The following is a 26,138-nucleotide window of genomic DNA, read 5'->3' as shown; positions in this document are numbered from 1 at the left end:
AATATGAGCGCATTATGTTGATGCGCTTATTTGTTTTATTTTGAAGCAGTTGGCGCAGTATATAGGTACCACATACTTTGTGAAGTATAAAAAGGAGGTGGTGTATGGAAAAAAAAATACCAACATTTCATGTCGAAACGTTAGACGAATCAAAAATATACCATCATCATGATTATCCTCAGATTATTATAGGGCTAATGGGGCAAAGTGAATTGTCGATAGACGATAGTTCACTTTGTCTTTCTTCTGGTATGGGATGCCGAATTAATGCCAATGTTAACCATGGTTTTTGTGGCGGGCCTAATAACCGAGTTTTAGTGATGAATTTACCTCCATTGAAATCAATGGCTGATGTGGAACAGTTCAGTAATGGCAATTTCAGCTTAGATGCACGTACTCATCAGCTTATTTCATTGTTAGCGATGGAATTAAAAGAACATGCTCATGATAGTGTGTTATCGCAATCGATCAGTAACACCTTACAGTGCTTAATTAAGCGAAGCTTAATGCGTTTTGATGAGAAAAAAGTAACACGTCTAAATATGACGCTTATTGATAGTTATATCCAGCAGAATATTCAGAAGAAGATCTCAGTGGCTGATCTATCTAGCATTGCTTTTTTAGCACAAAGCCAATTTTATGTCTTATTTAGAAAGCAAATGGGGATAACGCCACATCAATATGTATTGCGAAAACGATTAGAGTTAGCAAGGCAATTGATTGCAGAAACTCAAAAACCGTTATCGGAAGTTGCACAATTATGCGGATTCTCAAGTCAAAGCAGTTTTAGTCAAGCTTTTCGCCGTCTATACGGGACATCCCCGATACGATATCAGTTCTTCCTTCAATAAGTTATAGGAAGCACTTAGCAGTAATATCGCGCTATATGGTTTAACTATATAGCGCTTTTTTATGTGCGAGATCTCGTATTATTCATTGCTGGAGAAAAAATAAAGCATCCCGTAGGAATTCATAAGACGCGATAAAATTTTATCCATAATATCTACAGGCAATAACAGATTAGTAACATGACAGTGTTGTTTATTATCATCTCACTGACATGCCATAGAGGAAACCTGATGTTTAAAGCCGTTGATGTACTCCATTCTTCCTTTATAGAGAAGCCTTTAGCTCAATTATGGGCATTAATTTCACCACTGTATGCTGTTGATGAGTCTGAGTGGTTAACCCAGTTGCTACCCTTAGCAGAACCTACTGACGAAGAGCGCGCGCATAGTGCTGTGCAGGCTAGTGAGCTTATTGCTCGTGTTCGTGCGGATAAAAATGCGGTTCAAATGATTGACGCACTGTTATTGGAATACAGCCTAGAAACCAAAGAAGGGATTTTATTAATGTGCTTGGCTGAAGCACTGATGCGTATTCCTGATCCCGCTACTGCCGATGCCCTTATTCGTGATAAATTAAGTGTTGCTGATTGGAAATCTCATCTTAAAAATTCTGATTCGTTGTTTGTGAATGCCTCAACATGGGGGCTCATGCTAACAGGGAAAGTAGTAACGTTAGATGCCAAACAAGACGGTACACCAACGAATGTAATTAACCGCTTGGTTAATAAAATGTCAGAGCCAATGATCAGACAAGCTATGCACCAAGCGATGAAAATCATGGGGCACCAATTTGTTCTAGGGCGAGATATATCTGAAGCGATGAAAAACGGCAAACCTAAACGAGAGCAAGGGTTTACTTATTCATTCGACATGCTAGGTGAAGCGGCACTAACCGCTCAAGATGCCGAAAAATATTACAATGACTACCTTACGGCAATTAAAGCGGTAGGGAAGGTCAATAGTGCCATTTCAGCTCAATCGGCTAGTCAATCATCAGATCCTACCGTATCCATTAAGCTATCAGCATTGCACCCTCGTTACGAAGTCGCTAATGAAACGCGTGTGTTAGAGGAAATGTACCATTCTGTACTTGAGTTATTAATTTTTGCCCGCGAGCATAACGTTGGGATCACGATTGATGCTGAAGAAGCAGACAGATTGGAATTGTCATTAAAACTGTTTGAAAAGTTGTATCGCGCAAAAGAAGTGAAAGGTTGGGGGCGGTTTGGTTTAGTTGTACAAGCGTATTCGAAACGTGCTTTACCGGTATTAGCGTGGCTTGCAGCTCTTTCAAAACAACAAGGTGATGTGATCCCACTTCGATTAGTAAAAGGTGCTTATTGGGACAGTGAACTGAAACTTTGTCAACAAGCAGGCTTTAATGGTTACCCTGTTTTTACTCGTAAAGAAGCGACAGACAGCTCTTATTTAGCCTGTGCGAGGTTTCTACTATCAGAGCCGCTAAAAGGGCTGATCTACCCACAATTTGCTACTCATAATGCTCACACGATAAGTGCTATTGTCGCGATGGCGAAGCATCCTTGCTTTGAATTCCAACGCCTGCATGGCATGGGGGATGCGTTATATAACCATGTGATGGATATGCATAAAACACAGGTACGTATTTATGCACCTGTAGGAAGTCATAAAGACTTACTGCCATACCTTGTTCGTCGTTTATTAGAAAATGGTGCCAATAGTTCGTTTGTTCATCGCTTGGTTGATGCTAATTGTCCAATTTCCGATCTCACACAACATCCGGTTGATGTGCTTAAGCAACGTAAGACATTGAATAATAGCTTGATCCCATTACCGAAAGATATTTTTGGCTCTGAACGAAAAAACTCATCAAGTATCAATATTGATATTGAATCACAGTGGCAGCCTTTTCATCAGGCGGTGCATGCCTTTGATAAGGTGAAGTGGAAAGCATCACCTATTTTAAATGGAAAACCGACACCTATTTTGGCTGCCGAGCGAGTTTGCGTGACGGCACCTTATGATCGTGAGGAAGTGGTTGGTGAGCTGACCTATGCCACATCATCACAAGTAGATACAGCAATGGCATCTGCCCATGACGCTTATGATAATTGGTCACAACGTTCAGCAAGCGAGCGTGCAAATTACTTATTGCTATTGGCCGATAAACTTGAATTACATCAAGCGGAATTAGTGGCGTTATGTCACCGTGAAGCTGGTAAAACCATCCACGATGCGATTGATGAAATTCGTGAAGCGGTGGATTTTTGCCGTTATTACGCCGAGCAAGCACAGACTAATTTTGATAAGCCTAAACGCATCACTAGCTTTGATGGTGTCGATCAAGAGATGACCTATCAAGGACGAGGTGTCTTTGTTTGTATTAGCCCTTGGAATTTCCCGTTAGCCATTTTCTTAGGTCAAGTATGTGCCGCTTTAGTTGCAGGTAATACGGTAGTGGCGAAACCTGCAGAGCAAACCTCATTAATTGCTTGTCGTGCTATTGAATTACTACTGCTTACTGGTCTTCCACAAGGTGTTATTCAAGTAGTAACAGGATTGGGTCGTGAGATAGGCCATCAGTTGACGTCAGATGAGCGTGTTGCTGGTGTCGCTTTCACAGGTTCAACGCCCACAGCGCAATTGATTAATCGTACATTAATGGCACGTGATTGTGCGCCAGTCCCATTCATTGCCGAAACGGGCGGTCAAAATGCAATGATCGTTGATAGTACAGCACTACCGGAACAAGTCGTACGTGATGTATTACGTTCAGCGTTTGCTTCTGCAGGTCAACGTTGCTCAGCATTACGCGTGCTCTTTATTCAGCAAGATATTACAGAACGTGTGATCACCTTGATCAAAGGGGCGATGGCTGAGCTTAAGGTGGGGGATCCGCAATTACATGCTACCGATGTGGGGCCTGTCATTGATCTTGCTGCGAAACAAAAGCTGCTTACTCATATTGAATCGTTAAAAAACCAAGCGAGATTAATTTGTCAAACGCCGTTACCTGAAAGTTGTGCGAGTGGCGATTTTGTTCCACCGACGGCCATTGAAATTCAACATATTGATCTATTAGAGCAAGAGCACTTTGGCCCAATTCTTCATATTGTGCGTTTTAAGGCGAGCGAGATTGATCAAGTCGTTAATCAAATTAATCAAACGGGATTTGGTTTAACGATGGGGATACATAGTCGAAATGAGCGTACCTATAGTGAAATAGCGTTACGTGCCAAAGTTGGTAACTGTTATATCAACCGCGATCAAGTGGGAGCCGTTGTTGGCGTCCAGCCTTTTGGTGGTCGAGGGTTATCAGGAACAGGGCCAAAGGCGGGTGGGCCTCATTATTTGTACCGTTTTATGCAGTCAACGATTGCGTCAATCAACGTCACTCATCAACGCGAGATGGAAGGAGCAAACGATGAAAAATAATTCGCAGTTAATGGCGTTATCTCCGCAAGTACAAAAATCACTACAAAGTAGCATTTTTGCTTCTTCTATATGGAATGATCTGGACTTTGAAACGCGAATCGCTATTCTACGCCGCTGGGCAAAATCGCTAGATAATCAATCTGCGATGATGGTGAATTTTCAGTGTAACAATGCACTGGAAATGGTCGCTGAGATGCAAGTAATGCCAGGGCCAACAGGTGAAAGTAACACGCTTTATTGTGTTGGACGCGGCGTATTTGTTGTCACTGCAAGCGATGATGTGGCTAACCACGTGGTGATTGCTCAAATTGCCACAGCATTGGTGTGTGGTAACAGCGTTATGTTGTGTTTGTCACCTGATCATCCTTTAAAAACTGGTGTCATTCTCAGTCAACTAGAGCAAGCAGGGTGTGTTGCCAATGTACTTAGTGTTATTGAGGACACTGACTTTGATGCATTAATTCAAATCGAAGAGATTGCAGCAGTCGCTTATAGCGGTACAGCGGATCGTGCGTTGAGCTTGGCGCGTCAATTAGCAGCGAGAAGTGGACAGTTAGCGCAATTAGTGGCGGAAACCGATCTTGATGATCTCCCTGTCATTGGTAGCCCAAGTTACTGTTTACGCTTTATCACTGAACGTACCAGAACCATCAATATTACAGCCGTTGGCGGTAATGCAACGTTATTAGAGCTTGGTTGTGGAGAAACCGACTGACCAGACCTTGCTTAACATGATAATAGGCCTTTGCCATGAACAAAGGCCATTTAAAAGGAAGTACAACTTATGATTGAAAATAACTTCGCGATTACAGCGACCTTTGTAGCGTATCTACTAGGGATGCTAGCGATTGGTTATATCGCCTATAAACGCACATCGAGCTCAAGTGATTACTTTCTCGGTGGGCGTTCATTAGGTCCTTGGCCTTCTGCGATATCTGCAGGAGCATCGGATATGAGTGGCTGGTTATTATTAGGATTACCGGGATACGCATATCTAGCAGGTTTTGAGTCATTATGGCTAGCTGGTGGCCTATTACTTGGGACGTGGTTGAACTGGCTGATCTGTGCTAAACGCCTGCGTACTTATAGCATAACAGCAGACAACTCACTGACTTTACCTGAGTTTTTATCACGTCGATTTGATGATAATTCAAAGCTTATACAAACGATTTCCGCCTTCTTTATTTTGCTCTTTTTCCTTTTCTATACCAGTGCTGGTTTAGTGGCAGGCGGGAAATTATTTGAAACCGTCTTTGGGTTAGATTACACACTTGCGCTATTTATAGGCACCTTGTGCGTTGTAACTTATACCTTATTTGGGGGGTTCCTTGCGGTATCTTGGACTGATTTAGTGCAAGGTCTATTGATGTCAGCTGCACTGCTTATTGTGCCGATCACAGCGATGAATGCCGATCCGGTTCAGTTAATGGAAACGCTTCATAACAAGAACCCTGAATTACTGACGTTCTGGCATGATATTAAAGGTCAGCCATTATCATTTATGGTTATCTTGTCGCTATTAGGTTGGGGACTCGGTTACTTTGGCCAGCCTCATATTCTTGCGCGTTTTAAAGCGACACGCTCCAATAAAGACATCGGTACAGCACGTCGTATCGCTGTGGTGTGGACGGCTCTGTCGATGATTGGTGCGTTGCTAGTTGGTTTAACAGGTATTGTTTATGTTGATGGTAACCTTGGTGGTGAATTAGCAGATAGTGAAAAAGTATTCATGTTGCTAGTGAATGCGATTTTCCATCCCGTGATGGCCGGTATTTTATTAGCGGCAATTTTGGCGGCGATCATGAGTACTGCGGATTCTCAGTTGTTAGTCTCTTCATCGGCACTGGCTGAAGATTTCTATAAACAAGTATTTCGTCCACAAGCCTCAAGCAACGAAATTGTTATGGTTGGGCGTATTGCGGTTATTGCATTATCAATCATTGCCTTCGTTTTAGCATTAAACCCCGATAGCTCTGTATTAGGTCTTGTGTCTTATGCTTGGGCAGGTTTTGGTGCGGCATTTGGCCCTGTGTTGCTATTAAGCCTGTACTGGAGTGGTATGAACCGTTATGGCGCGATTGCAGGTATCGTGACAGGTGCGGTAACCGTTGTGGTATGGAAGCAATTAACAGGTGGGATGTTTGACTTATATGAGATTATTCCTGGCTTTATCTTTGCCACTGCTGCGGTTGTGGTTGTGAGTAAAGCAACAGGTCGTCCGTCAGAAGCGGTACAACAGCAATACCAGCAATATCAAAAAAATCTGATTGAATTCGATTAATCTCACTTAATATTTCGCAATAAAAATCCCTGTATTAGCTTAAGCTGTTACAGGGATTTTTTATTGTCGCTGACAGTGTTCGTTACACTGGTTATACACGTAATGTTTTAGTCAACGAGTGGATATACACCGTTTTCATCATGTGTTTCTTTGCCTGTGATTGGCGGATTAAACACACACGCCATCACCATTTCTTTGTCTTTATAAGCACGTAAATAATGCTCATCGTGTTTATCAAGAATGTATAGCGTGCCAGGTTTAATTGGGTACGTTTCACCACCAACAACTTCAATTTCACCTTCGCCACTCATGCAGTAAACAGACTCTAAGTGATTTTGATAATGAATATGGGTTTCAGTGTTCTCAAAGATTGTCGTGATGTGAAAAGAAAACCCCATCTTGTCATCTTTTAGTAGCATACGAACACTTTCCCAAGTTTCAGAAGCTACACGGCGTTCACTGTCTCGGCATTCATCTAATGTTCTAACAATCATTTTTCGTCCTTAAATTACGATGCTTTTCTAAAGTTTTTAGCAACAACGTGTTCAACCACATTTTCAAAAATTGCTAAGCCTTGTTCAAGCTCTGTCGTTGTAATGGTTAATGGGCTAAAGAACTTCACGACTTCATCGTTAGGACCTGCGGTTTCAATCACTAATCCATTTTCAAAACAGGTTTTGGTGATTTGGCTAGAAAGATCGCCATCGTTACACTCAATACCAATCATCATGCCTCGACCCTTTCTTTGCACAAACATATCAGGATGGTCGTGTAGGCACTTATCAATCACGTTAGCAATAATGTTTGAGCATGCTGCAACGTGTTTTTCTAGTTGGTCATCAGCCCAATAGGTTTCAAGCGCTTTCGTTGCAGTAATGAATGCGTGATTGTTGCCACGGAATGTCCCGTTATGTTCACCTGGATTCCAAATGTCGAGCTCTGGTTTGAATAGCACGATTGCCATTGGTAAGCCGTAACCACCAATTGATTTAGACAGAGTAACCATATCTGGTTTAATACCTGACGGCTCAAAGCTAAAGAAGGTACCAGTACGACCACAGCCAGCTTGAATATCATCAACAATCAATAAAATATCATTTTGTTTACAGACTTTTTCTAATCGTTGTAACCACTGGTTAGACGCAACGTTTAAGCCGCCTTCCCCTTGTACTGTTTCAATTAAGACTGCGGCTGGTTTGTCCATACCTGCTGAATTATCCGCCAGCATAGTTTCAAATAATTTAAGGCCATCAATATCCGCATAACCTTCAAATGGAATACGAGTAACATTGTTTAAACTTGTCCCAGCACCTTGACGGTGATGTTGATTGCCTGTTGCAGCTAGCGCTCCGGCTGTACAACCATGAAAACCATTGGTGAAAGCCACAATAGAGCTACGCTTTTTCACTTTACGTGCAAGTTTTAGTGCCGCTTCTACAGCATTAGTGCCGGTTGGGCCTGTAAATTGGGTAACGTAATTAAGTTGACGAGGAGCAAGAATATTACGCTCTAATACTTCAAGGAAATCAGCCTTTGCTGTAGAGTGCATATCTAAACCGTGAGTGATCCCATCTTGTTCGATATAGTCGAGCAAAGCCTGTTTAAAAATAGGGTTATTATGGCCGTAGTTCAGTGATCCAGCACCGGCTAGAAAATCTAAGTAACGATCTCCTTGTTCGGTTTCAAGCCAACTCCCTTTTGCTTTAGTAAAAACAACGGGAAAACTGTTTGAGTAAGAACGAACTTTAGATTCCTGCTTCTTAAAAATATCCATAATATGGCCGTTATTATCCTTTCTGTTTAATTTGAGTTAAAGGGATGCGATACAACAATTCCGTATCGTGCTTACCTTTAAAATGTATATTCTTGTCTAAATATGTACTGACTTCGCCACTGTTACTATTACGTGCATCGAGTTTATTAAATAACGCCCATGAAGCATTATTTTCTTCCGTAATAGTTGTTTCTATAGCGTTAATATTATTTAGAGAGTCACGACTTAACAGGTTATCTAACATGGTAAAAGCGAGCCCTTTTCCTCGAAATTGAGGAGCAACGGCAACTTGCCATATAAATAAGGTATTCGGCTGATTAGGTTTTTGGTAACCAGAGATAAAACCTGCTATTTCACCATCATATTTTGCAATAACACACGTATTACTAAAGTGAGTTGTTTGAAGAAAATTACAATAAGATGAATTGGTATCAAGAGGGGGACAGTTTGCGATCAACTTAAAAACGTCATCGCCATCATGAGCTGTTGGTTTTGAAAAAGTCCACTTTTGTATCTGGTCTTCACCTGTATCGGAAGTGACAACCGAAGGTGTTGATATGTCCATATTAAGAGTCTATTCCTTTGAGCTCTAAATAATTTGATCGGTATTATTACCTATTGGGATGATAATTATTTGAATAAAAGTTGAATAAACGTTATTTATTTGAGCATGATCTCATTATAAGATGTACATGGATGAAAGTTAAGTGATTAGAACTCTAAATTGTTTTGGTGGTTGAAGTATTTATTAAGAGCCTTATCACCCCTAAAAATAGCATTATGCATGTAGTTTTATATTGTACGGATGTGGCTAAGTTCGGCGTTGGTGTGAAAAGTTGTGTACTTATTTACTGACGGGAAAGTAAAAAATAAATAGTAATCACAGTTGCGGTATGGGTATTTATATGTCGTCATTAGTGAATTTATATATTGATATATACTTTCAGGTGTTTATTGGAACTTTATTATTCTATTTAACACTTATAGTTCTATTGAATATACGATCTTTATGAAATTTCATTTCCCTTAATTACGTTCTTTAATTACTGTCGTTTTCTTTTAAAAAGCGCATAGTATTTTCATTATTTCTTGATGGATTAAGGAAACTTATAATGTTAACCATGATTAACTTAGATATTGATAATGCGGTGGCTTTTTCAATTGATGGCAAAGTGACTGAAGATGATATGAAACGTATATTGTTGGATGCTCAGGCTAAAACAGAATTACACGGTAAAGTTGTTATTTTTGAGCAGATTGATAATTTTGACGGGATTGAATTTTCAGCATTGCTAGAAGAAGTGCGTTATTTGTTTCATTCAGGAATATCACATATAGCGAAAGTGGCTGTTGTTGCTGATAAAAAGTGGATAGAAAAAATCGTAAAAGTGGAAGATAAGCTGTTTCGTAAAATAGACATTAAGTTCTTCCTGCCAGAAGAAAAAGATCAGGCAATTACGTTTTTAAAACAGCAATAATGCGATTGAAATTAACCATGCTTGAGAAGCGATAAAATATTCAAGCATGGTTATTTAGAATGGTATAGATACGTTAATGTTAGAGTGTCTTGAATTACATTCGCTTAAAAATAATTGAAGTATTAATCCCACCAAACGCAAAGTTGTTGCTCATAATATATTGGCAATCAAGGTTGCGGCCTTCGCCACGAATGTAGTCTAAATCACCACATTCAGGATCAACGTTCTCAAGGTTAAGCGTTGGGCTAAACCAGCCGTCATGCATCATTTCTAAACTTAGCCATGCTTCAATTGCACCACAGGCCCCAAGAGTATGACCTAAATAGCTTTTCAGAGAGCTAATTGGAGTGTTGTTACCAAAGATACTCGCAGTGGCTTGGCTTTCTGCAATATCACCTTTTTCGGTTGCAGTACCATGTGCTGAAATGTAGCTAATTTCACTTGGCGATAAATTTGCCTGTTGCAGTGCCATCTCCATACAAAGCTGCATGGTTTCTTTTTGTGGCTGTGTTACATGGGCAGCATCACAGTTACTCGCAAATCCTACAACTTCGGCATAGATCTTAGCGCCACGTGCGATGGCATGCTCGTATTCTTCTAACACTAATGTGCCAGCACCTTCACCAATTACCAAGCCATCACGATCCGTATCATAAGGGCGTGGCGTTGATTTTGGCGCATCGTTTTTAAGGCTCGTTGCAAACAGGGTATCAAATACCGCAGACTCAGTTGGGCAAAGCTCTTCTGCGCCACCAGCAACCATCACTGTTTGATAACCGTGTTTAATCGCTTCATAGGCGTAACCAATTGCTTGGCTTCCTGAAGTACATGCACTACTTGTGGGAATAACACGACCACGTAATCCAAAAAATAAGCCGACATTGACAGCTGTCGTATGTGGCATCATTTGAACGTAAGTTGTCGCGGTGATAGCGCGGGTACTTTTCTCATTTAGCATTACACCAAATGCACTGATTGCAGGCGTACTACCGGTTGAGGAGCCATAAGCAATCCCTGTTTGACCGTTTGTCAGTACCTCATTATCCAGTAACCCTGCTTGAGTCAGTGCATTTTCTGTCGCCAGTGTCGATAGCTTAGAAACACGTCCCATTGAACGGATTTTTTTACGGGTGTAATGCTTCGGTAATGTAAAATCTTCAATAGGGGCTGCAAGTTTGGTATTTAAGCCGTCATAAAGCTCATAATCTTGCATATAAATAGTGGCGTTTTCACAAGCTCGAAGTTTAGGTTCGATATGTTCCCAATCGTTACCAAAGGCTGTAACACCCGACATGCCAGTGACAACAACACGACGACTCATACTAAACCTCCGTTTACTGAAATCACTTGGCGAGTCACATAGCCTGCAATATCAGACATTAAGTAACTCACCAGTCCTGCTACTTCTTCAGGCTCTCCCATACGGCGAAGAGGCACTTGTGGTAGTGCGTGCTCTTTTACATGCTCATCGACCATACCGGTATCAATCAGGCCTGGCGCGACACAGTTAACTGTAATTTTACGCTTTGCAAGCTCTAGTGCTAATGACTTAGTTGCGCCAATCACACCCGCCTTTGCAGCACTGTAATTGGTTTGTCCGCGGTTACCGGTGATCCCTGAAACCGATGCTAAGGTTACAATACGGCCGCCTTTACGCTTTTGCACCATAGGCATTACGCAAGGGTGTAACACGTTGTAGAAGCTATCAAGGTTAGTATGGATCACGCCATCCCATTCTTGCTCTGTCATAGCTGGGAAGGCGGTATCTCGGGTGATCCCCGCGTTACTGACGACACCGTAATAAGCACCATGCTCGGCGATATCGGCTTCAAGTTGCTCGCGGCATTGCTGACGATCACTGATATCAAATTGAATAAGGCGACCTTGACCGCCAGCGTCAGTAATTGAGGCTAATGTTGCTTCAGCGCCTGGTTTATCACTCATGTAGTGAACGGCGATAGTGAAACCATCTTTAGCGAGCTGAATAGCAATTGCGCGACCGATACCCTTACTGGCACCTGTTACGAGTACGTGTTGAGTCATGCGTTTTTCCTATTATTGTTATCTAGTTGCATTTGTTCTAATTGTGACTTTGAGGGAACAAAGGCATTGAGTTGACTGCTTGCGACGATTTGCTCATGACAAATGATCTTGCAGTCAAAAACAGCCATACCGTTATTTTCCATAATTTGTTCGGCATGAATGTCTAAAATATCGTGTTCTTGAAATGCACTACATTCACTGTGGTAGCGACGGCAACCTAGCAGAAAACCAATGGGGGCATCTTCACCTTTTTTCCATGCGTGGAAACCAGACCAACCAGCGACGGTTTGCGCCATAAACTCGATCCCAACATAAGCGGGGATCGACTGTGTTTCTGAATCAAAGTAGAGGCAATGGCGACTGATCGCGACACGACAATGGATATGTTTTTCGCCCACATCAATCAGATCATCAACAAGGATCATCGGTGCTTCATGGGGTAAAAGTTGATGTAATGGAGGGCAATTAGTCATCGGTACGTCCAATAATAAGGCTGATGTTGTTACCACCAAATGCAAATGAGTTACTTAACATGACAGGTTTAGTGAATGCCGTATTTGCAGGTGCTAATTGGATTGGCAGATCGTCTGCGACAGCACCATCATTAATTTGTGTTGGTAGCGGTAAGTCGTAACGCAGTAAATGCCAGCAAATGGCCGCTTCAACTGCGCTAGCGGCACCTAGCGTGTGTCCTGTTAACGGTTTGGTTGAACTCACAGGTACTTGATTGCCGAAAACTCGTGAGATCGCTTTTGCTTCCATTGCATCATTTAACGGGGTTGCTGTTCCATGAGCGTTGATATAACCAATATCTTCAGGGGTAAGTTTGGCATCTTTAAGGGCTTTTCGCATTGCCGTTTCTGCACCAGTACCTTCTGGGTGTGGTGCTGAAATATGGTGAGCATCAGAGCTATCACCGATACCGAGCAACGCAATATGAGGAGCGGGTTGGTGTTCATAAGGTGAGCGAGCTAACAACATAAAAGCGGCACCTTCACCAATATTTATGCCGTTACGGTTTTCACTAAAGGGGTTACATAACGTGCTAGAGAGTGAATCTAAACCATGAAAACCGTTAAGCGTTAAACGACATAGAGTATCTGCGCCGCCCACAATAACGGCATCCACTAACCCTGCTTTTAACATACGCTTAGCAGATAAAAACACTCGGCCACTAGACGAGCAAGCGGTTGATAAGGTGTAACAAGGACCGCTTAACTGATAATAGTCAGCGATAAATTGCCCAGTATTAGAAGGCTCTTGCTGGTGGTAGTGATAGTCAGTTGGAAAATTCTGGGTGTTTTTTTGGGTGGTTAAGGCTTGTTCACCATCGCTGATCCCTGATGTGGTTGTTCCAACAATGACGGCAATACGATCATGACCATACTGGGTAATAGCGGCATGAATATCAGCTTCAATTTGCTGTAAGGCAGATAAAACTAAGCGATTATTTTCCGTATTCTGATGCGGAAAAACGTTGTCATCAATAGTGGGGAATGGTGATGATACTTTACCTATTACAGTATCAGAGCCGTCATTTAGCCAGCCTTGAACTGGTTGCATGTCAGGGCTCATTCCCTGACGTAAGCGTTGGTGGATAATGTCGTTACTACAGCCTAACGCTGAGTTAAACCCACACCCTCGAATATAGATTGGCTGTTTGTCGGCTATCTTTTGCATAGTGCTCGTATTCGGTTATTCAATGATGGCTGAGAGTTCGTTATTTTTGCGTCGATTGTAGTGTTTTAATGTCAATCGTATAGTGCTGTTGATGGTGGGTGAAGATAATCTCACCTTTTAAAGGATTGACATTTTTATAATCAATGTCCGCGATTATATCACCTTTACTATCAATTAGTTGTCGATGGTTTGGTGTTTGTTTTAATTGCCAACCTACTTGCTCTAATGGGGCTTGCCAAGCATTGATTGGCCACAGCGTGATCATGATATTAAATAATACTTGTTTGGGATCGGGTAATGTTGCTCCTAGCCCCGGCATCACGTACGTCTCAACTTTCTGATCTTGGTAATCTAAACTTAAAATACGTGTTCCCCACGAGGAAAAACCAGCTAAAGCGACACGTTTGGGATCAACTTGTAATTGGACTGGCAGTTGATGGCTTTGTTTATTCCATGTCGCGGTGATTAATTGGCTCGCCGTTAATGAGTAACCCAGTTGAGCTGGCGTCGGCAAGGTCACAAGCGTGTTAGGTGCAATTTCAACTTGGTTTTGCTGCACCATTGGTTTACTCGCACATCCCACTAACATCACGCTAGCTATTAATAAAGTAAGCATACTGTTTGTACGTTTTCTTATGTTTTTCATAGCTTGTTGCCTTACTTATTTGTGTGTTTGTGGAGTTTTTACTCGAGTCATTGCCAGAGGAGCGAGTAGCCAAGCGATAATGATACCTGTTAACACCGTGATACCAAAGCTGTGGATGGCTTGGGTTTCACTAAGGGCTAACAAGCCAAACGATAATACTGTTGTTAATGCTGACAAGGTGATCGCAAGTAATGTAGTGATCCCTTGTTGGTGTCCTGTTTCAGGTTTTAGTTCAGCAAAAAAGAGGCTGTAATCAATACCGATACCCAAAATTAATATCAAGGCTAACAGGTTGAACAAGTTAAGAGAGGTGCCCGTTAAGCTAGTGATCGCAATCCCGGCCATGCCTGCAATCAATGATGGCGCGATCATTTTTACCCCTCGCTTTATGCCATAGCGCCATGCGAGTAACAGGTAAATGGCAAAGGTTGCCGCAATAAGCAGCCATGTTACATGTTCTCGATATTGACCAAAGAGTGATGAAATTTCATCGGCTTTATTGAGATAAGTTAACGCATTATCGTGTTGTGCTAACTCTTCTATAGTGTGCTGTTGCTTGATGTCGTGCAGTAAAATTACAGCGCTATATTTACTTACACCGTGCTGATCTTTGAGTGCTCCTAACCACATAAAACGAAGTGGTGCAGAGACAGATGAAGCGAGGAAGTGCGTCATCGTTAACGGTTCAAAGGTTGCTGAAAATGTTACAGGTTTCGCAAGGTTTAAGCGTTGGCTAAGCGTTGCGCCTTGTTCCTGATAAAGCTGTTTGACCAATGCAAAGTTGGCTTTTTGTTGATCAAACGTTGGAATGTATTGACCAAGACTTTGATAGCTTTTTAATGCCCCTTGTTGAATTAATTTATCCAAGGTGTGATCGGTTGAGGCAATTTTATTAAGCAGTGCTTGTTCGCTATCTGCTTTAACTAACAGCATTTGCTGGCTACTGCTCACACCTGTAATCGCCTTAATGGTCGATTCTTGTTGTTGTAATGAAGCTGGAAGCGCTTGTAGCTGGCGAATGTCATCGTTGTAGCTCGCTTTAGTTAAACCATAGAGAGCTAACAGTGCTAATAGGATCGGTGTTATCCAGCGAACACTCGGCTGTTGCCATACATCTAGCCAGCGACTTAATACATTAGCAAAGGGGATAGACCGAGGTGGGCTAGGTTTTGCTGCAAGGGTTGGATACCAACAAACTACAGTGGCGTAGGCGGCGGCTAAACCAATGGCTGAGAATAAAGATAGTTGCTGTAACCCCGGGAAAGGAGCGACCAACATACCCAAATAACCAATCAGGCTAGTAATTAAACCGAGCGTAATCGCGGTAAAGATATGTTTTAAACCTTGCTGTGAGTTCCAGTGTTTACCTGCGGCTAACCTATCGGTGAGGTAATGGAAGGCATAATCAATCGATACCCCAATTAAACTTGCGCCAAACACCAAACTAAACAGGTGTACTTTGCCAAAAATAGCCACGGTTGCGACAAAGGCTGCGACTAAACCACAAGTGATGGATAACAGGGCAAGGGCTAATGGTAAGGTACTGCGATATACCGCAATCAGTAACACGATAATGCCCAGTAGCGAGCCTAATCCAATAGTACTGATTTCATTTTCTGCGCTTTTTGTCCCGTGGGCGGCATAGAAAATAACGCCAGTTTGCTGAATATCTAAAGCAGAGTCTGCAAGTGAATACTTACTTTCTATTTGCTGTTCTAAGGCGTGTAAAGCGGGAAGTTTATCTTGTAATCCAATGTTATAGGCTGAGCCTGCAAGGTTTGCAGTAATTAACGCGTAATGCTTACCTTGATATTCAGTGGTGAGAAAGCCCTGTTTGATACTGAATTTTCCCGCTTTGGCTGTGAGATCGGTAAGGTATTCACGAAATAATAAGAATGGGTCGTTAGTAAGCTCAGTGCCTGTAATGCCAGAAAACGGATTATACATGGCGTTTAATACGTTTTGTGTTTGTTGCTCGGGGTGTTCTCGCAGTCGTGTTTGTTGCTCAGGCGTGAGTAATTGAAAGCGTTTGGGGTAATAAAGTTTGGCCCATGCTTGTTGCTGATCTTGACTGACTTTGGCATCGATATGGTTAAAGAGCTTTAGCGAAGGTAATGCTTGGCTAAAATCGTTGGCAGCTTTAAGCATGGTATCGCTGCTTTTACTGCCGACAACAAAGACGACTTTGTCGCTCATGCTGGTGGCGATATGATCAAATGCTTGTTGAGCAATAGGATCTTGGCGATTTTCAGGTAGCAGTGCCAAGATGTTCGTTTCGATAGGGAGCTGTTTACGCGCAGTGAGTTGGTAGCCAAGTGCGGCTACCAAGATCAACATAATCGCGAGCCATAAGCTGGCTAACTTAGAATTGGAAAACACGTTTTTCTTCTGATGTCAGAGTCGTTGGAGTGGTGGTTTGTTGGCTAAAGGTGATGAGGGTTTTATCTCCTCGAATTTCGTCTAGCTCTAGCTTATTAATGAACTGACCACCTTCAATTGAAATCTTACTAAAGACTTTATTTAATGGAGCTGCTTTAGGAGTAAGCACTAACTGCCATTGTTCATGTGTTTTACTGTCTTTTAAGGTTTTCAGTGATAAATCAAACTGCTCTGTAAGCTGCGAAGTATCGCCTTTAAACAGTGATAAGAATACGTGGCTAAAGTAAAACACCATTGGATTATCACTGGCAGCCAGCACTTGTGCTGGTTGATTATCAAATTGTTGGCTGAGTTTATCTTTTGTCAGTACTAAAGAGACAGGCATAGGGGCTGTTTGATGCCACCATAATCCCTTTTTTGCCGATAAGAGAAACTGACCGCTAGAGATGAGTGGCTGATCAAACATGGCCATTTCACGTTGTTGACTAAAATCACCGCGAACTAAAGGCTCTGAAGATAATTTTGTTTGTAATTGTTCTACCGTTATTGCCTGGGCTGAAATGCTAGTAAGTGCTAACATAGAAACTGTAAGGGTTGCTTTTACCACGCGTTTAAAATGGGCACTAAAGCGAGAATGATTACGCATTGTTGGCATGATATGCCTCCACTTTGTCGGTAAATATTTTAGGCGAAACAAAACACATTTCACGTTTGTCGATACTAACTGCCACTTGCATTGTGTAGCCCTTCGTCATACGTGCGCCAGTTTCACCATCATAAATGACGTAATCAACTCGCATACGATTTTCCCATTCAGTTAATGTTGCCGTCACTCGAATGGGGTGATCATAGGGAATCGATTTTACGTATTTGACTCGGGTATCAATGATAGGCCACACATAGCCAGATGCTTCCATTTCACGATAACTGTAGTTCAGTTTGTTCATTAACTGATGACGTGCTTCTTCAAAATAGCGGAAGTAGTTACCGTGATAAATAACGCCCATTGGATCGGCATCTTGAAAGTTTGTGGTGAGTGATAGTTCTGCACTAATCAATATCGGTTTACCTACTGTCATTTATTGATTTCCCTACGCACATAAATAAGAAAATATAAGTTATCAAGATGATAGCTAAAAAAACTATACTCACTCTGTATGTAGAGTGAGTATTTGGTTAATTTTTTAGGCGTGATAGAGGTTAGTAATACAATGCCCAGTGTTGATGCTGAATCATATCAATGAACAGACGTAAATCATGCTCAAGCGGGCGATCTTCTATCACTGGTTCAAAGTGTTCTAACACGGATTGATTCATCTTTGTTAGCGCAGGGCTGAGGTGTGAAGCATTAAGTTCATCATCACGTTTTCTTAGCTCAATTGCTTGGGTTGCTGCCAATAATGAAGCGGCAGTCACCTGCTCTGTTAACTGTAATACACGTAAACAGTCGCGTGATGCAATGGTTCCCATACTGACTTTATCTTGGTTATGACACTCTGTTGAGCGAGAGAAAACACTGGCTGGCATCGTGTGTTTTAACGCTTCTGCGGTCCATGCTGAAATCCCAATTTGTACGGCTTTAAAGCCATGGTTGATCGGTTTACGTTCACCAACGGCACCGGTTAAGTTAAAGGGTAAGCCATTATTAAACTTGTAATCCATTAGCTGAGCCATTTGACGATCGAGTAGATCGGCAATGTTAGCGACTGCTGTTTTTAGCGTATCCATTGCCATCGCAATATGGCCGCCATAGAAGTGACCACCATGAAGAACACGCTCGTTATCACCGTCAATAATTGGGTTATCGTTGGCGCTGTTGAGTTCGTTTTCAATCATTTGGCGTAGCCAAGGTAGACTGTCTTGTAAAACCCCAATAACATGCGGCGCACAACGCAGAGAGTAACGATCTTGTAAGCGATCACTGTTACGAGGTGGACGTTCAGCTTGCAGATCAGAGCGTAACCAACTTGCTATTTGTTGTTGCCCCGGGTGAGGTTTTACCGCAAATAGTGCTTCATCAAAGTGGAAATCATTACCTTGCATGGCGACAGAAACCATCGCGGTGATTTTGGTTGCCATTTGCGCAAGATATTCAGCGCGTTTGTAGGCTAGACAAGCCAATGCGGTCATCACTGATGTGCCATTCATTAACGCTAACCCTTCTTTTGGGCGTAATTGGATTGGCGAGATGCCAAGCTCTGCAAACACTTCAGCGGTTGGACGAATTTCACCTTTGTAGATAACATCACGTTCACCAATTAAGGTGGCTGCAACATAAGACAGTGGTGTTAAGTCGCCACTGGCACCAACGGAACCTTCTTCTGGAATACGTGGCACGATGTCATGATTAATCAAAGTGACTAATTGGTTGAGCAACTCATGACTCACGCCTGAAACGCCTTGTGACAGAGAGCATAAACGTGTGGCAAGTACTGCGCGAGCTTGAGGTTGCTGTAGCACTTCGCCTAAACCACAACCATGAAAGCGTGTAAGGTGCAGTGGCAATTCGTCAACCAGTTTAGGTGGGATCGCCACAGTACAAGAATCGCCATAGCCTGTGGTTACACCATAAATGACGCCTTCATCTTTCAATAAGCGTTCAAGAAATGCCACGCCACGATCAATTTTTTCATTAAATGCAGTGTCGTTGTTCATTTCTGCATGAGCACCATTGGCGATAGCGCAAACATCTTCAATTGTGAGGCGTTCAGCACCAAACTTAATGGTTTGTTGAGTTGTTGTTGAATTAGTCGTTGTCATTATTTTTTCCACTAAGCTGCCAAAAATTAAAAAAGTTATACCACTGCAATGGGGCTTTAATTGTGTAAGATTCTAGTCGTGACGCATAGCCTTGAACTGTTTGTTGTAATGCCGTTTCTCGTGTTTTTCGAGGTAAGATCAAAGCATCACTAAAGGGCTCAAAGTAAATATCAAAATGGGGCTCGGCTTGGCTGTCATCACGTAACCCAAAAAGTAAATAAACGGGCGCCTTCATTACCGAAGCCAGAATAAACGGGCCTTGTGGAAACGGAGCGGGTTTACCTAAGAAATCGGCCCATACCACACGTTGCTCTTTGGTTACCGATGTTCTATCACCGACAATCACTACCCATTCACCTTGCTCAATTTTTTGCTGCAACATGATGGCAGTACTTGCGCTGAGCTCATTGACTTGAATAAGGTTCATATCTGAGTCTGGGTTAATGGCTTTTAATACCGCATTAAAGCGCTCTGCGTGTTCAGTAAAGACCAAAGCATTAACTTTTATATCGGGATGACGAGAACTTAACGCACGACAAAGTTCTAGATTTCCAAGGTGAGAGCCTAAAATGATGGCACCTTGTTTTCGTTTGGCGAGATCATCAAAATGTTCACTACCATGAATGGTTAAGTGTTGCTCTGAATAATCGCCTTTCCATGCCACAAGTTTGTCGAGCATGGTATGACCAAACGATAATAAATGATCATAGCTGTTGAGCTTTTTCGGCAAGGAAAGCCGATTTTCACTGGCGTAATGTTCAAGTTGTTCTAAATAATCTTCAGATGCTTTACGAGCCGCTTTCCCCGTTAAGTAGTAATAGCCCATCACAGCTTTTAAGATCAGATTAAATGCTTTTCGCCCGAGCAGAGAATACACCGCAAGTAATGTCTTGATCCCTACAATGGTGCCGCGCTCGGCATGGGATGACCAATGTTGTTGATCGGGTGACTTTCGTTTAATCAGCTTAGGGATACGTGGCAACATGCCAAAAAACAGCTTGGTATGCATCCAACTAATTTTGACGTTATCCCACAATGCATCAAAGTGAGAGATACCATCTTCTGGATAAATAACTTTGGTATCAATAAAACGAATATCGCCGTTACCCCAGTAAAAACGCACCATGATTTCAGTATCAAAATCCATTCTCAAACCAAGCTTGTTGTGATTGATCACATTCATCATGGCATCGATAGGGTATGAGCGAAAACCACACATACTGTCTTTGATAGCAAACGAAAGGGTTTCAATCCAGACCCAAATATGGGTGGCATAACGACCATAGAGTCGCGATTTAGGGATTGATTCATCGTAAATGGGTTGGCCTGAAATCAGTGAATCAGGATAGTTTTTTGATTCATTGATCAGCTTAGGTAACGCAGATAAATCGTGCTGACCATCGGCATCAATTTGAATTGCATGGGTAAAGCCAAGTGCTTGTGCCTGTTTTATGCCAGCGATAACCGCTCCACCTTTGCCTTGGTTTTGCGGCAAAGTCACAATGTTGATATTGGGGCGTTTGGCTTGTTCCGATAAAATTTTACGGGTGGCTAATTCACTACCGTCATCAACAATGACAATGGGATAACCATAGTTTATTAACCCATTCACAACGGCAGGCACCGTTGCGCCATGGTTATAGCAAGGGATCAGAAAACAGGGCTTAAATTCACACATGTTGACGGCCTAGCTTAATTTTACCTGATGAATGTTTATGTAGCGTGTCACTAGCATCGATGGAGGTATAGCTAAAATGCAGTTTTTGCTGATCGTCACGCCATTCAAGTGTGAGCGTGATGGTGCTATCTGGCAAGATTGGCTCTTGGAATTTAATCACATCCATACCGTTAAATAAGGTCGGCATATCAGCAAAGCATTGCTTGGCAAAATGTACTGCCCAGTCAATTTGGCTCACACCGGGTAATAACGGGAAAGTTGGGAAGTGCCCTTTAAAATCAGAGAGTTGATTGTCAGGGCGCAAGGTGATCTCGGCCTTATAACCATCAATATGTTGAGCGAGTAATGTGGGAGTTCTATTGGTCATCATTATTATGCTTACTATGTCGAGGCGTCATCAGTAAATAACGATTCTAGATCGCTAACTAAACGCTTTCCTTGCGTATTTAAAGGAATGCTATCAACAAGGCGATAGCTGCGTGGAATACCAACTGGCTCAATCCATTGGCGTAGTTGTTGACGCAGGAGCAACCAAAACTTCCCTTTTCCACGTTGCTGAACGTCTTTTTTTCCTTCATTTGAGAGTGTAATCACTGCGCCTAAAATAAGACGATTATTTTGCTCTAAGGGCAATACCGCGGCTTCTTCAATCCATGGTAACGAACATAGGCGCTGCTCAACATCCGTTAACGAAATGCGTTTTTCTTCTATTTTAATAATGCGGTCGGTACGACCTTTTAAAATGAAATGATCGTTATCGATCTGTTCACAATGATCACTGGTTTGATACCACAGATCTTGATCAATAAAAGGCGATAAGATCTTAAGGCATTGCTCTGCATTCAGTGCGATGTCAATGACAGGGAAGCGTTGCCACGGCGTCGAAGCATCATGTTGCTGACGATAAGCAATCCCCCCCGTTTCCGTACTACCAAAGACCTCAAAAGGTAATTGGTTAAATAGTGTTTGGCATTGTTGAGCTGCCGCTAAGGGTAGCGGCCCACCAGAAGAGAAAATCGCGCGATAGTCTTGTGTTTTATCTTCATTATCAAGGCGTTTTAGCAACGCAGGGCTGCTAATGAGCACACAATTATCACTGGCTTGTGCCATTACCTGCTCTGGGTAGATCAAATCAAAACGACTGAAACTACGATCGCAGCACAGCGGCCATAAAATACGAAACAATAAGCCATAGATATGTTGATGTGAAACGGTACTCACAATCGTGGTTTGCGCTAATTGCTGCCCCCATAGCATTTCTAACTGGGCGATTTCGTTATTGAGTAACGCGAGGTTTTTAATAATGGCTTTAGGTTTTCCGCTAGAGCCAGACGTAAACAGCGTTAGTTGAATATCTGCGAGCGTTAGTGGTTCAAATACAATAGGAATATCGAGTGAGGGCTGCCAATTTATCGTATTTAGCTTGAGGCTAATACACGATGCAGGGCATTGGATATTGTTATCGTGGAGTAAGCCATCAAAATGGTGGCTAAGCTCTGCAAGTGCTGCTGGCTGATGATTTCCTGGTAACACCATGTGCTGTTTACTGTGGGCTAATGCCATAAAGGCGACAGCAAAGAAGTAGCTATCTTCGCAACATATCGCCCATTGTTGTTGCTCGTAGCTGTTTAGCTTTTCACACAGTAAAGCAACATCGTTATGAAACTGCTGCCACGATTGATGACCTGATAGATCGACAGACACCGGAGATTGGCGCTCAGACTGCTGCATTAATTGAGATAACGGAATCATTGTTGTCGGCAGTATTAATGGTTTCATGGTAATTCCGGTGTTGAAGGTAGAACAAGTAGAGAGGAGCAATAATTAGAGATTAATTTCTCACTGTGATTTACGCTGAACAAATTGTCGTATAACCCATTCAATCGCAAACAGACTGCCCGCAAGAAGGTAGCTGATCAAACCGTTGTATAACGTCCATATTTGCAGTGGAAGAAAACAGGTTGTGAGTGCGATTGAGCCATTAACAATAAAAAATACACACCATACTTTGGTGACATTGCGCGTATAGCGAACGCCACTTGGTGGTAAATCAGGTTCTTGCAGTCGTGCTAGTCGCTCAATGAGGCTCTGTTTTTGCCATAAACTGGCACTAAACAGCCCAAGCATAAGGATATTGACGATCACTGGATAATAAAGAAACCAGCCATGTTCACGAAAAATGCTGCCGAGTAAAGCAAGGATGAGTCCCGCGCCACCGCTGAGCCATGCAATATACTTAAGTTCACGAAGCTGAGTCTGTTTCGCCGCGATAATGCGGAGTAAAAACAAAATCGCAAGTAGTCCCGCAACTACCCCTAACCCCCAACGGCTTAAACCATAGTAAACCGCAAGAGGATAGGCGAGTAACGCTAATGCTGACACGCCTGTCAGCAAACGCATCATCAATTATTCCTTAACAAGCTCGATCACTGCATCGACCACGTCATCAACGGTACGGACAGCTTTGAACTCTTCAGGTTTGATTTTCTGACCGGTCATGTTTTGTAAGTGAACGACTAAATCAACGGCATCAATACTGTCTAAATCAAGTTCAGTGTATAGATTGGTTTGCGGTTGAATGTCATCTGCGTCAAGCTCAAACAGTTCAACAAGAACATTTTTCACTTGGTCAAAAACTTGGTTACGATTCGCTTCTGTCATTTTTTTTACGCTATTTTATGAGTTTTTATTATTAGAAATATAGTTTGCTAAGTTAGCAACCGATGCAAAATGTTCGCGAGTATTGGTGTCATCAGCATCAATAACAATATTGTATTTTTTCTTAATCGCTAAACCCAATTCCAACGCATCGATAGAGTCTAAACCTAGGCCATCATTAAATAGCGGGGCATCTGTCTCAATATCATCAATAGTAATGTCTTCAAGGTTTAATGCATCAATGATGAGTGTTTTTAATTCGTTATGTAGTTGTTCCATAGTACCTACTTGTGATTGTTATCATGATGCTGAACGGTTTGTTGAGCAGGAAAAAGAGCATCATCAAGATAACGGTTGAGCTTACGCGCTGCTGTTGTGGCGGAATCACTGCTTTCAATAAATGATCCAACCGCTATTTTATCCTTTACTTCGACTAAGAAGAAAGGCTTGCTGTCGGGAACTTGATACCACTTTTTTTCTTTGGTTAAAAAGCTAGGTTCAACCGTGATATGAATAACACGGAGATCCGATGCAGTGCGAACTGCTATCTGTGCAGCCCCACGTTGTAATTTAGATTTTTTCCCTGGCGTGGTACGAGTACCTTCAGGAAAAACTAATAAGACATTACCGCTACCTAATCGTTCACTACAGTCATCCAGCAAACTTTCAGGATCTCTATTGGGAATATAGCCCGCCGCTTTAACAATGCCTTTCATAAACGGATTATGCCAGATAGCCGCTTTTACCAAACAGTCGCACTGAGGAAGTCGAGAAGCGATCAGAACATAGTCAATTAAACTAGGATGATTGGCCACAATAAGGCAATTTCTATCGTTCTCTAACAATTCTGTGTTTTCAAAGCGGTAATCAATCGTGCCCCAAAAACGCATGGTGCGACAGAAAAAATCAAATGATTGTTGAATAATTTTCTGTATTTTAAATTCGCGCTGTTGGGCGTTTTTTGCTGTTCGCGTCATTAACGGGAAAATAATGAATGTTAAGGTGAGTGCACCGACACCAAATAAACTAAAGCAAAATCCGGTTGCAACAATACGCCAATATTTATTCAGCTGTTGCGGCAGAGTGAGTCTTGATGCTGTCACTTGTTTCGTACCCAGTGCCAGTGGTTACGCTGATCTGACAGACTGAACGCTTCGTCATCTAAAGCGAGATGTTTAATTACATCTAATGTTTGTGGATATCCCATAGTGATTTCCTTGCTGCTTTTATCTGTTTTATTCCATTGTAGCGTATAGCCACTACCAGCAGATAAAATAGCACTGAATGCATAACCTTGATGAGCTTGGGTTTCAAATTCTTGATATTGTTCAGGTAATGGTTCATCAAAATCGACTAATAAAACCTGATGGTCTGGATTTTCGTTTAGATAACACGCCGCTTCGATGAGTGCAGAGTGAAGCGTGTGCTCTGCTGCCGATAATGATGTCACAGGGATTGGCTGTTTAGTGATAATGGTATAAAGCCCTGCAGCCGTATTGTGAACCGATTGCGAGAAGGCTATGGGGGATGCATCGTCACCATCAATGATCGATTCGACTAAATTAACAGTGCGGTGTAATTCACCATGCCGGCTTGAGAAAATAATGTAATCAATCTGCTGTTGCTCTGAGATATGCAAAGCCGTTTGTAACGCCAATTTGGTTAAATTACTCATACGACGTCGCATCATCGGCGGTATTTTATCAAACACAATAGGCTCTGGTGCTTGAGGCCAGTTTTGGGTTATTGCCCATTGCTGCCACTCAGCGAGAGATGACAGGCCGAGTGAGCGAGCTTCCCACTGGTTAATTGTAAAGTGCACAGAGTTCATGGTTAACCGTTTGCGTTAAATGTCGTGTTCTAATGAATGTGTCTTATGATAATAAAGTCTACCTGTGATTGAAAAACATATTTGTGTTGTTATTGCATGCAACGTAAAAAATAGTATGTAATATTTTTAATATGTCATTCATTAGCTAAGTGGCAGATTCATCTTGTTTATTGCAATATATTCAGACAATAATTCTTATTAGGTGTTAACTAAAATAATGATGAACCTTAAAATGAAAAAGACACTGCTTAGTATAATGGCTAGCTTGCTGATTGTAGGTTGTACCAGCAAACCTGTCATGAATTTAAATGATGTCTATGTGCCGAGCACTGTCACTGGGCAACAACATTCTATTGACGATGTTCAAACAGCGATATTAACCGCAGCAGAGCAACGAGGATGGAGCGCTCGAGTAATAAAACCAGGCTTGATTGTGGCAACCCTTTCTGTTCGAACTCATACCGCAACGGTCGACATTCCTTATTCTGCATTAAGTTACAGTATTGATTACAAAAATAGTCAAAATTTGGATTATGACGGTACGGATATTCACCGCAATTACAATAACTGGGTGGTGAAATTATCTCGCTCTATTCAACAGCAATTAGGTGTAAGTACTCAAAACTATTAATAAAATTATCGTAATAAGTGCATACATAATGATATTA

At 42.0% G+C, this 26,138-nt stretch carries 26 protein-coding genes; 6 read left to right on the top strand and 20 right to left on the bottom strand.

Annotation, left to right across the window (positions count from 1 at the left end):
* Positions 1-104 precede the first annotated feature (104 nt).
* From BTO08_RS15675 to putP, 4 genes are all read left to right on the top strand, one after another.
* On the top strand, positions 105-851 hold the full coding sequence (locus BTO08_RS15675; protein WP_105061615.1) for a helix-turn-helix domain-containing protein: 747 nt from the start codon (positions 105-107) through the stop codon (positions 849-851).
* Positions 852-1,079: 228 nt separating this feature from the next.
* On the top strand, positions 1,080-4,262 hold the full coding sequence (gene putA, locus BTO08_RS15670) for a bifunctional proline dehydrogenase/L-glutamate gamma-semialdehyde dehydrogenase PutA (RefSeq protein ID WP_105061614.1): 3,183 nt from the start codon (positions 1,080-1,082) through the stop codon (positions 4,260-4,262).
* The gene (locus tag BTO08_RS15665; protein ID WP_198038487.1) at positions 4,252-4,977 is read left to right on the top strand and encodes an aldehyde dehydrogenase family protein; all 726 of its coding nucleotides are present in this window, start codon (positions 4,252-4,254) and stop codon (positions 4,975-4,977) included. The genes putA and BTO08_RS15665 overlap by 11 nt, the downstream gene beginning before the upstream one ends.
* A 69-nt stretch (positions 4,978-5,046) precedes the next feature.
* On the top strand, positions 5,047-6,543 hold the full coding sequence (gene putP, locus BTO08_RS15660) for a sodium/proline symporter PutP (RefSeq protein WP_105061613.1): 1,497 nt from the start codon (positions 5,047-5,049) through the stop codon (positions 6,541-6,543).
* Positions 6,544-6,650: 107 nt separating this feature from the next.
* On the opposite strand, the gene BTO08_RS15655 is transcribed toward putP, so the two are convergent.
* From BTO08_RS15655 to ectA, 3 genes are read right to left on the bottom strand one after another with little or no spacing between them, the layout of a single operon-like run.
* Positions 6,651-7,037, bottom strand: coding sequence for an ectoine synthase (locus BTO08_RS15655; protein ID WP_005366605.1), 387 nt, complete (start codon positions 7,035-7,037; stop codon positions 6,651-6,653).
* 14 nt (positions 7,038-7,051) lie between these two features.
* Complete coding sequence (gene ectB / locus BTO08_RS15650) at positions 7,052-8,317, bottom strand: diaminobutyrate--2-oxoglutarate transaminase (protein WP_105061612.1); 1,266 nt, start codon at positions 8,315-8,317, stop codon at positions 7,052-7,054.
* Between the two features lie 13 nt (positions 8,318-8,330).
* Complete coding sequence (ectA, locus tag BTO08_RS15645; protein ID WP_105061611.1) at positions 8,331-8,882, bottom strand: diaminobutyrate acetyltransferase; 552 nt, start codon at positions 8,880-8,882, stop codon at positions 8,331-8,333.
* Between the two features lie 547 nt (positions 8,883-9,429).
* On the opposite strand from ectA, the gene BTO08_RS15640 reads away from it, so the two are divergent.
* Positions 9,430-9,795 carry an STAS/SEC14 domain-containing protein gene (locus tag BTO08_RS15640; RefSeq protein WP_105061610.1) on the top strand — a complete coding sequence of 122 codons (366 nt, stop codon included), beginning with the start codon at positions 9,430-9,432 and terminating at the stop codon, positions 9,793-9,795.
* A gap of 94 nt (positions 9,796-9,889) precedes the next feature.
* Here the strand turns inward: BTO08_RS15640 and BTO08_RS15635 are convergent, their stop codons facing one another.
* The 17 genes from BTO08_RS15635 to BTO08_RS15555 form a co-directional block, all read right to left on the bottom strand.
* A complete protein-coding gene (locus tag BTO08_RS15635; protein ID WP_105061609.1) occupies positions 9,890-11,116 on the bottom strand; it encodes a beta-ketoacyl-ACP synthase in 1,227 nt (408 codons plus the stop codon).
* Positions 11,113-11,838 (bottom strand): 3-ketoacyl-ACP reductase FabG2, encoded by a 726-nt coding sequence (locus BTO08_RS15630; protein ID WP_045152507.1) that lies wholly within the window; start codon positions 11,836-11,838, stop codon positions 11,113-11,115. The genes BTO08_RS15635 and BTO08_RS15630 overlap by 4 nt, the downstream gene beginning before the upstream one ends.
* A complete protein-coding gene (locus tag BTO08_RS15625; RefSeq protein ID WP_105061608.1) occupies positions 11,835-12,311 on the bottom strand; it encodes a hotdog family protein in 477 nt (158 codons plus the stop codon). Before BTO08_RS15625 ends, BTO08_RS15630 begins: the two co-directional genes overlap by 4 nt.
* Complete coding sequence (locus BTO08_RS15620) at positions 12,304-13,518, bottom strand: beta-ketoacyl-[acyl-carrier-protein] synthase family protein (RefSeq protein WP_105061607.1); 1,215 nt, start codon at positions 13,516-13,518, stop codon at positions 12,304-12,306. Before BTO08_RS15620 ends, BTO08_RS15625 begins: the two co-directional genes overlap by 8 nt.
* A 40-nt stretch (positions 13,519-13,558) precedes the next feature.
* The gene (locus BTO08_RS15615) at positions 13,559-14,164 is read right to left on the bottom strand and encodes a DUF3261 domain-containing protein (RefSeq protein ID WP_105061606.1); all 606 of its coding nucleotides are present in this window, start codon (positions 14,162-14,164) and stop codon (positions 13,559-13,561) included.
* Positions 14,165-14,179: 15 nt separating this feature from the next.
* Positions 14,180-16,543 carry an MMPL family transporter gene (locus tag BTO08_RS15610; RefSeq protein WP_105061605.1) on the bottom strand — a complete coding sequence of 788 codons (2,364 nt, stop codon included), beginning with the start codon at positions 16,541-16,543 and terminating at the stop codon, positions 14,180-14,182.
* The gene (locus BTO08_RS15605) at positions 16,527-17,198 is read right to left on the bottom strand and encodes a LolA family protein (protein WP_105061604.1); all 672 of its coding nucleotides are present in this window, start codon (positions 17,196-17,198) and stop codon (positions 16,527-16,529) included. Before BTO08_RS15605 ends, BTO08_RS15610 begins: the two co-directional genes overlap by 17 nt.
* Positions 17,182-17,622, bottom strand: a complete 441-nt coding sequence (locus BTO08_RS15600; protein ID WP_005366582.1) for an acyl-CoA thioesterase — start codon at positions 17,620-17,622, stop codon at positions 17,182-17,184. Before BTO08_RS15600 ends, BTO08_RS15605 begins: the two co-directional genes overlap by 17 nt.
* 121 nt (positions 17,623-17,743) lie before the next feature.
* The gene (locus BTO08_RS15595) at positions 17,744-19,303 is read right to left on the bottom strand and encodes an HAL/PAL/TAL family ammonia-lyase (protein ID WP_105061603.1); all 1,560 of its coding nucleotides are present in this window, start codon (positions 19,301-19,303) and stop codon (positions 17,744-17,746) included.
* Positions 19,290-20,981, bottom strand: coding sequence for a glycosyltransferase family 2 protein (locus BTO08_RS15590; RefSeq protein ID WP_105061602.1), 1,692 nt, complete (start codon positions 20,979-20,981; stop codon positions 19,290-19,292). Before BTO08_RS15590 ends, BTO08_RS15595 begins: the two co-directional genes overlap by 14 nt.
* Positions 20,974-21,348: a 3-hydroxyacyl-ACP dehydratase gene (locus BTO08_RS15585; RefSeq protein WP_105062667.1), complete on the bottom strand. Its 375-nt coding sequence runs from the start codon at positions 21,346-21,348 to the stop codon at positions 20,974-20,976. The genes BTO08_RS15590 and BTO08_RS15585 overlap by 8 nt, the downstream gene beginning before the upstream one ends.
* Positions 21,349-21,362: 14 nt before the next feature.
* A complete protein-coding gene (locus BTO08_RS15580; protein WP_105061601.1) occupies positions 21,363-22,760 on the bottom strand; it encodes an AMP-binding protein in 1,398 nt (465 codons plus the stop codon).
* A 60-nt stretch (positions 22,761-22,820) separates the two neighbouring features.
* Entirely contained in the window at positions 22,821-23,384 is a 564-nt protein-coding gene (locus BTO08_RS15575) for a hypothetical protein (RefSeq protein ID WP_105061600.1), read from the bottom strand.
* Between the two features lie 3 nt (positions 23,385-23,387).
* Complete coding sequence (locus tag BTO08_RS15570) at positions 23,388-23,642, bottom strand: acyl carrier protein (RefSeq protein WP_005366568.1); 255 nt, start codon at positions 23,640-23,642, stop codon at positions 23,388-23,390.
* A gap of 15 nt (positions 23,643-23,657) precedes the next feature.
* Positions 23,658-23,918: a phosphopantetheine-binding protein gene (locus tag BTO08_RS15565; protein ID WP_045148502.1), complete on the bottom strand. Its 261-nt coding sequence runs from the start codon at positions 23,916-23,918 to the stop codon at positions 23,658-23,660.
* Positions 23,919-23,923: 5 nt separating this feature from the next.
* Positions 23,924-24,742, bottom strand: coding sequence for a lysophospholipid acyltransferase family protein (locus tag BTO08_RS15560; protein ID WP_105061599.1), 819 nt, complete (start codon positions 24,740-24,742; stop codon positions 23,924-23,926).
* Complete coding sequence (locus BTO08_RS15555) at positions 24,739-25,470, bottom strand: beta-ketoacyl synthase chain length factor (protein ID WP_105061598.1); 732 nt, start codon at positions 25,468-25,470, stop codon at positions 24,739-24,741. The genes BTO08_RS15560 and BTO08_RS15555 overlap by 4 nt, the downstream gene beginning before the upstream one ends.
* Before the next feature lie 232 nt (positions 25,471-25,702).
* On the opposite strand from BTO08_RS15555, the gene BTO08_RS15550 reads away from it, so the two are divergent.
* A complete protein-coding gene (locus BTO08_RS15550; protein ID WP_052955895.1) occupies positions 25,703-26,101 on the top strand; it encodes a hypothetical protein in 399 nt (132 codons plus the stop codon).
* The last annotated feature ends 37 nt before the right edge of the window (positions 26,102-26,138 follow it).

The sequence above is a fragment of the Photobacterium angustum genome, from assembly GCF_002954615.1.
In the GTDB taxonomy this organism is placed as follows: domain Bacteria; phylum Pseudomonadota; class Gammaproteobacteria; order Enterobacterales; family Vibrionaceae; genus Photobacterium; species Photobacterium angustum_A.
Note: the sequence above shows the minus strand (reverse complement) of the source record. Positions and strands in the feature narration are given on the sequence as shown.